The sequence below is a fragment of the Mobilicoccus caccae genome, assembly GCF_030161635.1.
Classification (GTDB): Bacteria; Actinomycetota; Actinomycetes; order Actinomycetales; family Dermatophilaceae; genus Mobilicoccus; species Mobilicoccus caccae.
In genome coordinates, this window is sequence record NZ_BSUO01000001.1 from 1042815 (window position 1) to 1056493 (window position 13679).

At 68.7% G+C, this 13679-nt stretch carries 12 protein-coding genes and 1 pseudogene; 9 read left to right on the forward strand and 4 right to left on the reverse strand.

What is annotated here, in order from left to right:
- The first annotated feature begins 98 nt into the window (after positions 1–98).
- The 6 genes from QQK49_RS05145 (at position 99) to QQK49_RS05170 (ending at position 7044) form a co-directional block, all read left to right on the forward strand.
- Positions 99–383: a phospholipase D-like domain-containing protein gene (locus QQK49_RS05145; protein WP_284303011.1), complete on the forward strand. Its 285-nt coding sequence runs from the start codon at positions 99–101 to the stop codon at positions 381–383.
- Positions 332–1174 carry a phospholipase D-like domain-containing protein gene (locus tag QQK49_RS05150; RefSeq protein ID WP_284303012.1) on the forward strand — a complete coding sequence of 281 codons (843 nt, stop codon included), beginning with the start codon at positions 332–334 and terminating at the stop codon, positions 1172–1174. Before QQK49_RS05145 ends, QQK49_RS05150 begins: the two co-directional genes overlap by 52 nt.
- A gap of 135 nt (positions 1175–1309) precedes the next feature.
- Positions 1310–3499 carry an ATP-binding protein gene (locus QQK49_RS05155; protein ID WP_284303013.1) on the forward strand — a complete coding sequence of 730 codons (2190 nt, stop codon included), beginning with the start codon at positions 1310–1312 and terminating at the stop codon, positions 3497–3499.
- An 11-nt stretch (positions 3500–3510) separates the two neighbouring features.
- The gene (gene prfB, locus QQK49_RS05160; protein WP_284303014.1) at positions 3511–4623 is read left to right on the forward strand and encodes a peptide chain release factor 2; all 1113 of its coding nucleotides are present in this window, start codon (positions 3511–3513) and stop codon (positions 4621–4623) included.
- A gap of 20 nt (positions 4624–4643) precedes the next feature.
- Positions 4644–5453 carry a Cof-type HAD-IIB family hydrolase gene (locus QQK49_RS05165; RefSeq protein ID WP_284303015.1) on the forward strand — a complete coding sequence of 270 codons (810 nt, stop codon included), beginning with the start codon at positions 4644–4646 and terminating at the stop codon, positions 5451–5453.
- Between the two features lie 133 nt (positions 5454–5586).
- Entirely contained in the window at positions 5587–7044 is a 1458-nt protein-coding gene (locus QQK49_RS05170) for a sodium/glutamate symporter (RefSeq protein ID WP_284303016.1), read from the forward strand.
- A gap of 98 nt (positions 7045–7142) precedes the next feature.
- On the opposite strand, the gene QQK49_RS05175 is transcribed toward QQK49_RS05170, so the two are convergent.
- The 4 genes and pseudogenes from QQK49_RS05175 to QQK49_RS05190 all read right to left on the reverse strand — a co-directional run bounded on the left by QQK49_RS05175 (position 7143) and on the right by QQK49_RS05190 (position 10964).
- Positions 7143–7532 (reverse strand): biotin/lipoyl-containing protein, encoded by a 390-nt coding sequence (locus tag QQK49_RS05175; protein ID WP_284303017.1) that lies wholly within the window; start codon positions 7530–7532, stop codon positions 7143–7145.
- A gap of 34 nt (positions 7533–7566) precedes the next feature.
- Positions 7567–7854 carry a hypothetical protein gene (locus QQK49_RS05180; RefSeq protein ID WP_284303018.1) on the reverse strand — a complete coding sequence of 96 codons (288 nt, stop codon included), beginning with the start codon at positions 7852–7854 and terminating at the stop codon, positions 7567–7569.
- 28 nt (positions 7855–7882) lie between these two features.
- Positions 7883–9441 (reverse strand): annotated as a pseudogene (locus QQK49_RS05185) (acyl-CoA carboxylase subunit beta).
- Between the two features lie 23 nt (positions 9442–9464).
- Positions 9465–10964, reverse strand: a complete 1500-nt coding sequence (locus tag QQK49_RS05190; RefSeq protein ID WP_284303019.1) for a methylmalonyl-CoA carboxytransferase subunit 5S — start codon at positions 10962–10964, stop codon at positions 9465–9467.
- Between the two features lie 304 nt (positions 10965–11268).
- On the opposite strand from QQK49_RS05190, the gene QQK49_RS05195 reads away from it, so the two are divergent.
- From QQK49_RS05195 to smpB, 3 genes are all read left to right on the forward strand, one after another.
- Positions 11269–12126, forward strand: coding sequence for a cell division ATP-binding protein FtsE (locus QQK49_RS05195; RefSeq protein ID WP_348536093.1), 858 nt, complete (start codon positions 11269–11271; stop codon positions 12124–12126).
- The gene (gene ftsX, locus QQK49_RS05200; protein ID WP_284303020.1) at positions 12123–13031 is read left to right on the forward strand and encodes a permease-like cell division protein FtsX; all 909 of its coding nucleotides are present in this window, start codon (positions 12123–12125) and stop codon (positions 13029–13031) included. The genes QQK49_RS05195 and ftsX overlap by 4 nt, the downstream gene beginning before the upstream one ends.
- Positions 13032–13135: 104 nt before the next feature.
- Positions 13136–13606, forward strand: a complete 471-nt coding sequence (gene smpB, locus QQK49_RS05205; RefSeq protein WP_284303021.1) for an SsrA-binding protein SmpB — start codon at positions 13136–13138, stop codon at positions 13604–13606.
- The last annotated feature ends 73 nt before the right edge of the window (positions 13607–13679 follow it).

The window sequence follows — 13679 nt, forward strand, 5'->3', positions numbered from 1 at the left end:
GTGGCCACGGTGGCGGGTGTCGTGGCGGTCGACGAGATCCGCAAACGTCGTAACCCCCACCCGGCGGGTACCCCTCGGCCGAACCGGCGACGGTCGACGTGGCCGGGTCGGAGGTCACGACGTTCACCTCCGGCATCGACCTGTACGACGCGATGATCGAGGCGATCGGCGCCGCCGAGCACACCGTCTTCTTCGAGTCCTACATCTGGAAGGCCGACGACGTCGGGACCCGGTTCAAGGACGCGCTCATCGCCGCCGCCCACCGGGGTGTGGACGTCTACGTCGTCTACGACGCGTTCGCCAACCTCGTGGTCCCCCCTCCTTCTTCCGGATGCCCGAGCCGATCAAGGTGCTGCGCTTTCCGATCTTCCGCCTCGCGATGATCACCCGGCCCGGCGTGCGCAGCCTGGGCCGTGACCACCGCAAGGTCCTCGTCGTCGACTCCAAGGTCGGGTTCATCGGCGGGTACAACATCGGCCGGCTCTACGCCGACCAGTGGCGCGACACCCACCTACGGGTGCGCGGCCCGTCGGTGTGGGAACTCGACAACGCGTTCGTCGACTTCTGGAACGAGTACCGCGGGCGCCACCTGCCCGCCCTGCCCGACCAGGGGGCGGCCCAGTGGGACGCCCGGACCGAGGCTGCCCGAAACGCCCCGAGCCGCATGCTCTTCCCGGTGCGCGGCATGTACCTCAAGGCCATCGACCGGGCGTCGCGACGCATCTACATCACGCAGGGGTACTTCATCCCCGACGAGGAGATCCTCTCCGCGCTGCTCGCCGCCGCCCGCCGCGGCGTCGACGTGCGCCTGATCATGCCGGAGTACAGCAACCACGTCGTCGCGGACTGGGTCGCCCGCGGGTTCTTCGACCGGCTGCTCGACGGCGGCGTCAAGATCTGGCTCTACCGCGACGCGATGGTCCACGCCAAGACCGCCACGGTCGACGGCCGCTGGAGCACGGTGGGAACGGCCAACATCGACCGCCTCTCGCTCATCGGCAACTACGAGGTCAACCTCGAGTTGTACAGCGACGAACAAGCGGCCGAGATGGAGCGGATCTTCGAGATGGACCTCGGCAACTGCCGCGAACTCACACACGACGAGTGGTCGGCCCGCAGCCGGTTCCGTCGGGTCGTGGAGCGGGTGCTGGCCCCACTGCAGCCCCTTCTGTGAGGTCGGTGCGCGCGTAAACGGCACCGGCAGAACCGGCCCCGGCCCGGCGCATCCGCGCGACAGGGTCTCAGCCGTAACCCCTTCCTGCCGATCAGGCAACCGGAACCGTGGAGACGGACGTGAGGGGTTCGGTCGGTGGATGGCGAATCGGGATGGACGCATGTCCGCCGCGCCTGCCTGCGCGTCCTCGGGCCGCACACCCCCGCCCTGACACGGCACACCGCCTACGCCGTCCTGTTCGGCGTCAGCGTGATCGTGGGGCGCATGACGGTGGCCCCGGAGACGGGTCTCGCGCTGGTCTGGCCCGCTGCGGGGGTCGCGTTCGTCTGGTTCCTGACGACCGCTGCGGCCGGTGGGACCCTGCGGGCCAATGGATCGTCGCTGGTGACGGTGGCGATCCTCGTCATCACGACCCCCTTGAACATCGCCTCGGGCCTCGCGCCCTCGTACGCGTTCGTCTTCGCTCTGGGCAATGCGGCGGCCGGGTTCTTCGCGGCCTGGGCGTATCGCCTCGCCCGGCCCCGGGGCGCCTTCGACCTGACCCGGCTCCGCCATGTGCCCGCCCTCCTCGGAGCCTCTCTCGCAGCCGGGTTCGGCAGCGCGTTGTGGGGGCCGCTGTACTCCGTCGTGGTGACCGGCGCGGACCCGGAGCTGCTGTGGCACTCGATCGCCCGCAACGGCATCGGCACGTTGATCTTCGGGGCGGTGTCGTTGCGCCTGCTCTCACCGGCGCCCACCGTGCGATCGGCCGGTCCGGTCTGGCTCGTCGCCCTGGCCGTGTCGGGTGTGGCCGGCTACTGGTGGGCCTTCATCGCTGCACCACACCTGCCGATCACCTTCCTGCTCACCTGCCTCACCGTGTTCGCGGCCCTCGTGCTCCACGCCGACGGATTCATGGCCTACGTGCTCGTCACCGGTGGCTTCATCCTGTCGGCGAGCGTCGCCGAGATCGGCCCCTACGCGCTCGCGGACGCCTCGGGAGGTGTCTTCATCGCGCAGGCCTTCGTCGGGGCGCAGGCGGTCATCGGTCTGCTGCTCTGCCTGGGACGGGAGGATCAGGAACGCCTGATCCGGGACGTGCGGCGGTCGCGCCGGGAGGCCGAGAGGCAGTCCGAGCTCATCGGGCGCGTCGTGGCGGGGATGAGCGAGGCGGTCGTCGCCGTCGACGGGCGGCGCGTCATCGTCGGCAACGGGGCCGCCGAGGAGTTGCTCGGGATCACCACCGGGATGTCGATCGACGGTACGGTGCTGGCCGCCGGCGGGACCCAGGGCGAGTTGCCCTTGGACCGGGCCCTGCGGGGTCGGTCGGACGCGCAGGACATCCTGCTCGACGGGGGCGGTGGTTCGCGCCCCCGGGTGCTGTCCGTCCGGGCACATCCCCTCGCCGGTCATCCGGGCTTCGCGCTGGCCGTGGCCCGTGACGTGACCGATCACCGGCGCCAGGTCTCGGAGTTGTCGTCCTTCGCCAGCGTCGTGGCCCACGACCTGCTCAATCCGATCGGGGCGGTCGAGGGATGGCTCGAGATCGTCGAGGACGAGACCGATGCGCAGACCCCGGGGATCATCGTGTCCAGCCTCCGGCGCGCGCAGGGGTCGACCCGACGACTGCGTGAGATCGTCACCGGCCTGCACGGCTACAGCGTGGCGCGCGGCGGTGAGCTGTCGCCGGTGGAGCTCGGCCTGCAGGCGTTGGGCGAGCGCCTCGCCGCCGGGCGGGTGGAGGCGGCGGCCATGAACGGGGGTGGCGTCGTGCCGGACATCCGCGTGGACGCGGATCAGGCGGTCCTCGCCGACGAGGCGCTCATCGCGCAGGTCCTGGACAACCTGCTGGGCAACTCGATCAAGTACACCGCGCCCGGGCGGATCGCCCACATCACCCTCACGGCGACGCCCCCGGTCGAGGGGTTCGTCACCGTGCGGGTCGACGACGACGGCATCGGCATCCCCGAGGGCGAGCGGGAGAAGGTGTTCGAGGAGTTCCACCGGGTCGAGGGCCACGCGGGGGCGTATGTCGGAACCGGGCTCGGGTTGTCGATCTGCCGCCGCATGGTCGAACGCCACGGCGGCCGCATCCGTGCTCTCGCCTCACCTCTCGGCGGGACGCGGATGGAGTTCACCTTGCCCGCCGCGGCGACACCGGAGGCCCTCGACGACGACCGGGCGACTCGACGGCCGGAATCGGCCGACGGGCAGACCCGTGCGGCGGGGGAGCAGGCCAGGGCCGCACAGGAGGCGGTCCGCAGCACCGCGCCTCGTGGTTCCGAGCAGCGCAGCACGGCCACTGCCGCGGACGCCGTCGGAGCCCGGTCGCGCTTCGGCCGGTAGTCTTGGTTCTCGTGGCTACCGACTTCGCACAGGAACTCAAGGACCTCAAGACGACCATGACGTCCGTGCGGGAGGTCACCGATCTGGAAGCGCTCCGGGCGCAGATCTCCGACCTGGAGGCGAAGTCCGGCGCTCCCGATCTGTGGGACGACCCCGACGCGGCGCAGAAGATCACCTCGGCCCTGTCGCGCGCCAACTCCGAGCTCGAGCGGATCATGGGCATGGACCAGCGCATCGAGGACCTCGAGGTGTTGGTCGAGATGGGCCAGGAGGACGGCGGTGACGCCGAGACGATGGTCGAGGCGGAGGCCGAGCTCGTCTCGCTGCGCAAGGCCGTCGCCGAGCTCGAGGTCAGGACGTTGCTGGCGGGGGAGTACGACCAGCGTGAGGCGGTCATCACCATCCGGGCCGGTGCCGGTGGGGTGGATGCGGCGGACTTCGCCGAGATGCTCATGCGCATGTACCTGCGCTGGGCCGAGCGGCACGGCTACCCGACCAAGGTCATGGACACCTCCTACGCCGAGGAGGCCGGCCTGAAGTCGGCGACGTTCGAGGTCAACGTGCCTTACGCCTACGGCAACCTGTCGGTGGAGGCGGGCACGCACCGGCTCGTGCGCATCAGCCCGTTCGACAACCAGGGGCGCAGGCAGACTTCGTTCGCAGCGGTCGAGGTGGTGCCCCTCATCGAGGGCACCGACCACATCGACATCCCCGAGAACGAGCTGAAGATCGACGTGTTCCGCTCCTCGGGCCCGGGTGGCCAGAGCGTCAACACGACCGACTCGGCGGTGCGCATGACGCACCTGCCCACGGGGATCGTCGTGTCGATGCAGAACGAGAAGAGCCAGATCCAGAACCGCGCGGCCGCGTTGCGCGTCATGCAGTCGCGGCTGCTGCTGCTCAAGCGACAGGAGGAGGCGGCGGCCAAGAAGGAGCTCGCGGGCGACGTGAAGGCCAGCTGGGGTGACCAGATGCGCTCCTACGTGCTGCACCCGTATCAGATGGTCAAGGACCTGCGCACCGAACACGAGGTGGGCAACACCTCGGGGGTGTTCGACGGGGACATCGATGGGTTCATCGAAGCCGGCATCAGGTGGAAACTCGGCGAAAGGGATTCGGAGTGAGTGGGGCGCCCAGTCCCACCATGCCCGAAGGGACGGTCGACGTCCGTCTGGTCTCGGTGGACATGGACGGGACGTTGCTCGACGGTGACGGGGCGGTGCCTGCGGGGTTCTGGCCGTTGCTGGATGTGATGGCCGAGCGGGGCGTCGTGGTGGTGCCGGCGAGTGGTCGTCAGTACGCGACGTTGAGGTCGTTGTTCGGTCCTGCGGCCGAGGCGATGGGGTTCATCGCCGAGAACGGCACGTTGGTGGCCTACCGCGGTGAGGTGTTGGCGACGGACACGGTGTCGCCGGAGGTCGTGCGCGACATCGTCGAGGCGGTGCGGGAGTTGTCGACGTCCCGGAATCTGGGTGTGGTGGTGTGCGGGGTGCGTTCGGCGTACATCGAGCGCACGGATGTGCCGTTCCGGTCCGAGGTGGACATCTACTACAAGGAGTTGGCCGAGGTCGACGACCTGTCGGCGGTCGACGACGGGGTCCTCAAGTTGGCGATCTTCGACTTCGACGACGCCGAGCACGGGGCCGCGCCGCATTTCGCGCGGTTCCGCGACACGCATCAGGTGGTCGTGTCGGGTCGGCACTGGATCGACGTGATGAACCTCGGGGTGCACAAGGGCAGCGGCCTGGAGCGGTTGCGTGAGTTGCTGGGGATCGAGCGGGATCAGTGCGTCGCGTTCGGTGACTACCTCAACGACCTGGAGCTGGTGAAGGCCGCGGGGCATTCGTTCGCGATGGCGAACGGGCACCCGGACGTGCTGGCGGCTGCCCGGTACGTCGCTCCGAGCAACACGGAGAACGGTGTCGTCAGCGTGCTGGAACGTCTTCTGACCTGACCTGACCTGACCTGACCTGAGCGGGGCGTCGAGTCGCAGTCGGTGAGATCCGGACATGCCCGCAACGCCCGGAATGCGAGGCACGTGTCCTAGCGTGGGGGACACCACCGCCCGCGCAACCTTCGGAGGACCAATGTCGGCCGACAGCATCGGTTTTGCACTCTTGTTGCTGGGGATCATCCTGCTCGTCGGCAAGGGGATCCGCATCACGACGCCGTTGGTGCAGCGGCTGTTCCTGCCCAGTTCGATCATCGCCGGATTCCTCGCGCTGTTCCTCGGACCGGAGGTCCTCGGCGCGCTGGCGAACGCGATGGGCAGCGACCGGTTCTCCGAGGCTGGACTCTTCACCCCGGAGATCCTCGACGTGTGGAGTGCGCTGCCGGGGCTGCTGATCAGCATCGTGTTCGCGACGCTCTTCCTGGGCGCAGACCTCCCCAGCCCACGCCGGGTCACGCGCCTGGTGGGGCCTCAGCTGTCGATCGGTGTGATCTTCGCGTCGGGGCAGTACGTGGTGGGTCTGCTGCTGGCCGTGGCGATCCTCGTCCCGTTCTTCGGGAGCAACCCCATGACGGGCGCTCTGATCGAGATGGGCTTCGAAGGAGGGCACGGCACCGCGGCCGGCATGCGGGAGTCGATGGAGAGTCTCGGGTTCGCCGAGGGTGGTGACCTGGCGCTGGGTATCGCGACGGTCGGTGTGGTCGGCGGTGTGATCCTCGGTGTCGCGTTCATCAACTGGGCGGTGCGGACGGGACGCACCGAGTGTCTGGACGGGACGGTCGAACAGTCCCTGTCGGAGCAGCGCGGCCTGTTCCGCGACGACGAGAACTTCCCCGCCGCCACGATGACGACCCGGCCGGCGTCCATCGAACCGTTGTCCTTGCACTTCGCGTTCATCGCGGCCGCCGTCATCATCGGCGTGGTGCTGCTCGAGGCGCTCCAGGCCGCCGAGCAGTGGGGAGTGGCCAACGTCCCGGGATACGACGTGGAGATCCTCAGCCACGTCCCGTTGTTCCCCCTGGCGATGCTCGGCGGTGTGATCATCCAGGTGCTGCTGCAGCGCACGGGGCACACGGGGATCCTCGACCACCAGATGATGCTGCGCATCCAGGGGTTCGCCCTCGACGTGCTCATCGTCAGCGCTCTCGCGACCCTGTCGCTGACGGCCATCGCCGCGAACTGGCAGCCGTTCGTCATCCTCTGCGTGGCCGGGATCGTGTTCAACGTGTTCGTGCTGCTCGTCCTGTGCCCGCGCATCATCGGCCGGTTCTGGTTCGAGCGCGGCATCGGCGACTTCGGTCAGTCGATGGGCGTGACGGCCACGGGCCTGATCCTCATGCGCATCGCCGACCCCGAGAACGAGTCACCGGCGTACGAGGCGTTCGGGTACAAGCAGCTCGTGTTCGAGCCGTTCTTCGGAGGCGGGTTCGTCACGGCGGCGGCGATCCCCCTCATCTACGCCTTCGGGCCCGTCCCCCTGCTGGTCGCCATGACGATCGTGCTGCTCGTCGCACTCGGCGTCGGTCTGTTCTTCTACGGGCCACGCGGGCGGCGTGAGATTCGTGAGGCACGGGCCACGGCCGACGTCTCCTGAGCCACGTGCCGGCGCAGAAGCCGAGGGAGTCACGCACGACGAACGGGCGGCCTCCCCGAGGGGAGACCGCCCGTTCGTCGTGCGGTGGGAAGGGGAGGCTAGGAGGCCTCCTCCTCGTCCTCCTCGGACGCCCACTCGATGAGCACCTGTCCGCCCTGGACCGCGTCGCCGACCTCGACCTCGACGGCCGCGACCGTGCCGTCCTTGGGTGCGGTGACCTCGGTCTCCATCTTCATGGCCTCGAGGATCAGCAGCGTGTCACCCGCGGCGACCTCCTGACCGGCCTCGACGAGCACCTTGACCACGGTGCCCGCGAGGTTGGCCGTGAGGGCGTTGGACGACGTCGCCGGCGCCTTGGCGGTGGTCGGCGTGACTCCGTGCGCGCTCATGCTGCCCACGAGGACGGCCCCGAGCGCCGGGGTCGCTTCCTCTTCGACTTCGACGTCGACGTCGTAGACCTGTCCGTCGACCGTGACCTTCAGCTTCATGTCATTCCTTCACTCGGTGCGAAACGGATGGGTGTCACCGCGAACCGAACGCGGCGTGCGAGCGGTGGATGTCGGATCGTGCCTGAGCAGCCCATCCCGTACCGCGGCGGACCCTGACTCGCTTGACCTTGGCCCGCTTGCCCAGGTAGGCGGCCACGGCGGCGGAGATGGCCAGCGCGACCTCCTCGGGCAGCTCGTCGGCCGGGTGGTGACGACGCAACTCCTGGGTCACGCTGTCGAGCCGTTCGCTGAGGTCGTCTATCTGCTCGGTCAACCGGGCGATCTGCGCCTCGAGCTCTTCGGTGCGTTCCGTGTCGCTCATGTGTCCCTCCTTGTCGCGGCTCGCCCGATCACAGCGGGATCAGACCGTGCTTCTTGGCCGGCCGCAGCTCGCGCTTGCCGGAGAGCTGTTCGAGCGCGCGGGCGATGTACTGCCGCGTCTCGGAGGGTTCGATGATGGCGTCGACCTGGCCGCGGGCGGCGGCCACGTACGGCGTCGAGAACGCGTCGCGGTAGAGCTGGACGAGTTCGGCGCGCTTGGCCTCGGGGTCCTCGGCCGCCGCGATCTCCTTGCGGAACACGACTCCCGCCGCACCCTCGGCACCCATGACGGCGATCTCGGCGGTCGGCCACGCGAACACCCGGTCGGCACCGAGGTCCTTGTTGCACATCGCGAGGTAGGAGCCGCCGTACGCCTTGCGCAGGACCACCGTGATCTTGGGGACCGTGGCCGAGCTGTAGGCGTAGAGCATCTTGGCGCCGTGGCGGATGATGCCGCCGTACTCCTGCGACGTGCCCGGGAGGAAGCCGGGGACGTCGACGAGGTTGACGACCGGGATGTTGAACGCGTTGCAGAACCGGATGAACCGCGCGCCCTTGTCGGAGGCGTTGATGTCGAGGACACCCGACATGTGGTTGCTCTGGTTGGCGATGAAGCCGACCGTGCGTCCGGTGATGCGCCCGAACCCGATGACGAGGTTCATCGCGTACCCGGCCTGGACCTCGAGGAAGTCGGCGGAGTCGACGATCTGCCCGATGATCTCGCGGACGTCGTAACCCTTCTTGCCGTCGTCCGGGATGATCTCGTTGAGCTTCTCGTTCGGCGACACGTCGTCGTGGCCCTCGATGAACGGGGGCTCCTCGGTGTTGTTGTTCGGCAGGAAGCTCAGGAGCTTCTTGGCGATCAGCAGCGCCTGCTCGTCGTCGTCGGCCACGAAGTGCGTGACACCGGAGCGACCCATGTGGGCCTGAGGTCCGCCGAGGTCCTCCGCGGTCACCTGCTCGCCGGTCACCTGCTTGATGACGTCGGGGCCGGTGATGAACATGCGCGACTTCGTCGTCTGGATGATGAAGTCGGTCAGCGCGGGGAGTAGACGGCGCCACCGGCGCACGGCCCGGCGATGATCGAGACCTGCGGCACGACACCGGAGAGCGCGACGTTCTGGTAGAACACCTTGCCGTACCCGGAGAGGCTGTCGATGCCCTCCTGGACGCGGGCGCCGCCGGAGTCGTTGATGAACACGAACGGGGTGCCGGTGCGCAGCGCCGCGTTCAGCGCGTTCGCCACCTTGACCGAGTGCATCTCGCCCGCCGAACCGCCGGCGACGCTGAAGTCCTGGCTCGCCAGGTGGATCGGGCGACCGAACACCGTGCCACTGCCGGTGACGACACCGTCGGCGGGCATGACCGCCTTGTCCATGCCGAACAGCGTGGTGCGGTGCTGCGCGAACAGCCCCAACTCCTCGAACGAACCCTCGTCGACGAGGGAGGCCACACGCTCACGGGCGGTGAGCTTGCCCTGCTCGTGCTGCTTGGCGTGGCGGGCCTCGCCACCTCCCGCCTCGACCTCGGCGCGCCTGGCCCGGAGCTCGTCGATCCGCTCCTTCATGGTCTTCTGCTTCTCAGACATCTGTAGCAATCCTCTTTCCGGGGTCAGGCGGGCTTGACCGCGACGGAGTGGGTGTGGCCGTTGAGCGTGACCTGGTACTTGATCGGGCCACGCACCGATCCGCTACCCGTGTCGCCCTTGGCGGCGGCCTTCTCGGCCTCGATCTCGGCGGGGTCCTGACCGACGTTCTTCGGGCCCTCCGGACGGGTCTTGAAGAACCCGGGAGCGACCTTGGGGAACATCGAGTACGTGAGGACGTCCTCGTCCGAGCCGTCGAAGCCCTCGATGCCCTCGGCCTCCTGGCGGAGCTCGGCCCACTCGTCGGGGATGTGGTCGGCCGGGCGGTCGGTGATCGGCTCCTTGCCGGTCTGGGCCTTGGCCTTCTCGATGACCTCGGGGTCCATCTCACCCAGGGTGGTGCCGTAGTAGCCGAGCATGAGGTCGGCGAACTCGGCGGTGAGGACCTTGTACCGGCCCATCATCACGTTGAACACGGCCTGGGTGCCCACGATCTGGCTGGACGGGGTGACCAGCGGCGGGTAGCCGGCGTCCTTGCGGACCCGCGGCACCTCCTCGAGGACTTCCTGGAGCTTGTCGCCCGCGCCCTGCTGGGTGAGCTGGGACTCCATGTTGGAGATCATGCCGCCGGGGATCTGGCTGTCGAAGATGTCGGTCTCGACGTTGAACGCGGACATGAACTTGCTGTAGCGCGGCCGGATCTCGGCGAAGTGGCGTTTGATGTTGCCCAGGAGGGCCTTGTCGAGGTCGGCCACGAAGCCGGTGCCCTCGAGCATCTCCTGCAGCGACTCGGTGGGGTTGTGGCCCGGGCCGAGCGACATCGAGCTGATCGCGGTGTCGACGACGTCGGCGCCGCCCTCGATGGCCTTCATGAGCGAGACCAGCGTGACACCCGTGGTGGCGTGGCAGTGGACGTTGACCTGCAGGCCCGTCTCTTCCTTGATGGCCTTGACGATGTCGTAGGCCGGCTGCGGCTTGAGCAGGGCGGCCATGTCCTTGAGCGCGATGGAGTCGGCGCCCATGTCCTTGAGCTGCTTGGCCAACCCGACGTAGCCCTCGACGGTGTGCAGCGGGGAGGTCGTGTAGCAGACCGTGCCCTGGGCGTGCTTGCCCGACTTCTTCACCGCCGCCATGGCGTGCTCGAGGTTGCGGGGGTCGTTGAGTGCGTCGAAGACGCGGAAGACGTCCATGCCGTTCTCGGCGGCCTTGTCGACGAACCGGTCGACGACGTCGTCTCCGTAGTGGCGGTAGCCCAGCAGGTTCTGCCCACGCAGCAGCATCTGCAGGCGGCTGTTGGGCATCAGCTTGCGGAAGGTCCGAAGACGCTCCCACGGATCCTCGTTGAGGAACCGGATGCAGGCGTCGAAGGTGGCACCTCCCCAACACTCGACGCTCCAGAAGCCCGCCTTGTCGATATCCTCGCACGCGCCGACCATGTCCTCCATGGCCATGCGGGTGGCCATGAGGCTCTGATGCGCGTCGCGGAGGGCGAGTTCAGTGACACCAATCTCACGCTCTGAGGTCATGGCCCCATGCTTGCAGAGACGGGGCCCGATAAGGGCCGGAGCGTGCAGACCGAGGACCTTGGTCACCGCCGGGGTGGTGGCGGGTCAGGGAACGGTCATCGCGCGGTGTCCGGTTCGTCAGCAACGCGCGGCTCGGTGGCGCTTTCACCTGACGTCCAGCCGCGCCACGTAACCTGATTCGGCCCGGAGCGTCTTCGACGCCTCCTGACGCACCCCAGACGCCATGGACGCCGTCGACGCAGCCGCTCGGGGGAGCGCCGCTGTCCGACTCCACCACCACTTCGCCCGAGGACCACTGTCGCCGATGATCCGTTTCGACCACGTCGTCAAGACCTACCCGCGTTCGACGCGGCCTGCTCTGGACGGCATCGACCTCACCGTCGAGGCGGGTGAGTTCGTCTTCCTCGTCGGCCCCTCCGGCTCGGGCAAGTCGACGATCGTCCGCCTGGCCCTGTGCGAGGAGAAGGTCACCTCCGGTGGGTTGACGGTGGCCGGACGCGACCTCACGACGATCAGACGTCGGAACGTCCCGGCGCTGCGGCGCGAGGTCGGCACGGTCTTCCAGGACTTCCGGCTGCTGCCGGACAAGACCGTCGGTCAGAACGTCGCCTACGTCCTGCACGTGCTCGGTGAGACGCCGGAGGCCGTGCGCAGCGCCGTGCCCGCCGCGCTGGAGACCGTGGGGCTCGCCGGGCTCGAACACCGCCTGCCGCACCAGCTCTCCGGCGGGGAGCAGCAGCGCGTGGCCATCGCCCGAGCCCTCGTCCGCCGGCCCACGCTCCTGCTGGCCGACGAACCCACCGGCAACCTCGACCCGCGCACCAGCCTCGAACTGGTGCGTCTGCTCGAGGAGATCAACGCGTCGGGGACCACGGTCGTCATGGCCACCCACGACGACCGGATCGTCGACACGTTGCGACGTCGGGTCGTTCAACTCGAGGCGGGGCGGATCGTGCGTGACGAGGCGGCCGGCCTGTACCTGCGCGCCCCCGAACTCACCGCGGAGAAGACCTCCGGGGAGCCCGTCCGCGCGGATTCCGAGGTGGTGCCCGACGCGAGCCCGCCTCCCACCGCAGCCGAGGCCGACCCCCTGACCTCCAAGGAACCCGTGAACACGATCGATCAGGGCGGCCCGGCCGCGACGGACGGACCCCAGCGATGATGCGCCCCGGATTCCTGCTCGGTGAGGTGTGGACCGGTCTGCGGCGGAGCCTGTCGATGGCCGTCGCCGTCCTCATCGTCACGACGACGTCGTTGTTCTTCCTCGGCATGGGCCTGCTGGCCGACCGTCAGGTCGAGGCCGCCAAGGGGCACTGGTACGACCGCGTCGAGGTCTCGATCTTCCTGTGCCCGGAGCGATCCAACGAGGCGGCCTGCGCCGGCGGGGCCATCACCAAGCAGCAGCAGGACGCCGTCCAACTCATGCTCGAGTCGATGAAGCCGACGGTGAAGACCGTCTACTTCGAGTCCCAGGACGAGGCGTACGGCCGGTTCCAGGAGCAGTTCCGCGACAACCCGACGTTCGCCGACACCCCCAAGGAGGCGATCCCCGCGGCGTTCCGGGTCAAGTTGTCCGACCCCTCGCAGTACGCGCTCGTCCACCAGACGTTCGCCACGATGCCGGGAGTCGCCGCGGTCAACGACATCCGAGAGGTGCTCGATCCGTTGATCCGGGTGCTGTCGCTGCTGCGCACCGTGGCGCTCGGGTTGGCCGCCGTCATGCTGGTCGCCGCCGTCCTGCTCACCTCGACGACGATCCGGCAGGTCGCCTGGTCCCGTCGCCGCGAGGTGGGGATCAAACGGATGGTCGGCGCGTCCAAGCTCACGATCCGGTTGCCCTTCGTCCTCGAGATCCTCCTGGCCTCGCTCGTCGGCGCGGGACTGGCCGTGGCCTCGCTCGCGGCCGTCGTGCACTTCGGCGTCTCGGGCCTGGCGGCGCGGTTCCGGGACTTCGCCTGGGTGGGACTCGACGACGTCTGGGCCGTCTCCGGATGGCTCGTCCTCGTGGCCGCGGTCGTCTCGATCGTCGTCTCGTGGCTGTCGCTGTCCCGGTACGTGCGGGTCTGAGCGCGATATCTGCTTCGCCGCCGTGCCCGAGGTCGCCTATCCTGATGGGCCGGCCACATCCGGTGGACACATGCCGGTCGAGAAGTCGAGGAGGTGAGGACGCCATGGCCAAGGAGAAGGGCACGAACGTCGTCGCGCGCAACCGCAAGGCGCGTCACGACTACATCATCGAGGACACCTTCGAGGCCGGTCTCGTCCTCACCGGCACCGAGGTCAAGTCCCTGCGTCAGGGGCGGGCGAGTCTGGTCGACGGGTTCGCCTCGGTCGACGGGGGAGAGGCCTGGCTGGAAGGGGTCCACATCCCCGAGTACCACCAGGGCACCTGGACCAACCACGCCGCGCGACGCAAGCGCAAGCTCCTGCTGCACCGCGGTGAGATCGACAAGCTCGCCATCAAGAGCCGCGAGGCCGGACACACCATCGTGCCGCTGCAGCTGTACTTCAAGGACGGCCGGGCCAAGGTCGAGATCGCGCTCGCCAAGGGCAAGCGGGAGTACGACAAGCGCCACGCACTCAGGGAGCGCCAGGACCGCCGCGAGGCCGAGCGTGCCATGTCGCTGCGCATGGCCCGCTGAGTCCACGCCCCCACCTCCCGGCCGCCGGCGGCGGGAAATTCGTCACACCACTGCGGGCCCCGTCGTGGTCCGC

What these genes read in the sequence shown, in the direction of transcription:
- QQK49_RS05165 (WP_284303015.1), top strand. Translation starts at nt 4,644, where the DNA reads ATGCCCGAAGGGACGGTCGACGTCCGTCTGGTCTCGGTGGACATGGAC.
- ftsX (WP_284303020.1), top strand. Translation starts at nt 12,123, where the DNA reads ATGATGCGCCCCGGATTCCTGCTCGGTGAGGTGTGGACCGGTCTGCGG.
- QQK49_RS05150 (WP_284303012.1), top strand. Translation starts at nt 332, where the DNA reads ATGCCCGAGCCGATCAAGGTGCTGCGCTTTCCGATCTTCCGCCTCGCG.
- smpB (WP_284303021.1), top strand. Translation starts at nt 13,136, where the DNA reads ATGGCCAAGGAGAAGGGCACGAACGTCGTCGCGCGCAACCGCAAGGCG.
- QQK49_RS05195 (WP_348536093.1), top strand. Translation starts at nt 11,269, where the DNA reads ATGATCCGTTTCGACCACGTCGTCAAGACCTACCCGCGTTCGACGCGG.
- QQK49_RS05170 (WP_284303016.1), top strand. Translation starts at nt 5,587, where the DNA reads ATGTCGGCCGACAGCATCGGTTTTGCACTCTTGTTGCTGGGGATCATC.
- QQK49_RS05180 (WP_284303018.1), bottom strand. Translation starts at nt 7,854, where the DNA reads ATGAGCGACACGGAACGCACCGAAGAGCTCGAGGCGCAGATCGCCCGG.
- QQK49_RS05190 (WP_284303019.1), bottom strand. Translation starts at nt 10,964, where the DNA reads ATGACCTCAGAGCGTGAGATTGGTGTCACTGAACTCGCCCTCCGCGAC.
- QQK49_RS05175 (WP_284303017.1), bottom strand. Translation starts at nt 7,532, where the DNA reads ATGAAGCTGAAGGTCACGGTCGACGGACAGGTCTACGACGTCGACGTC.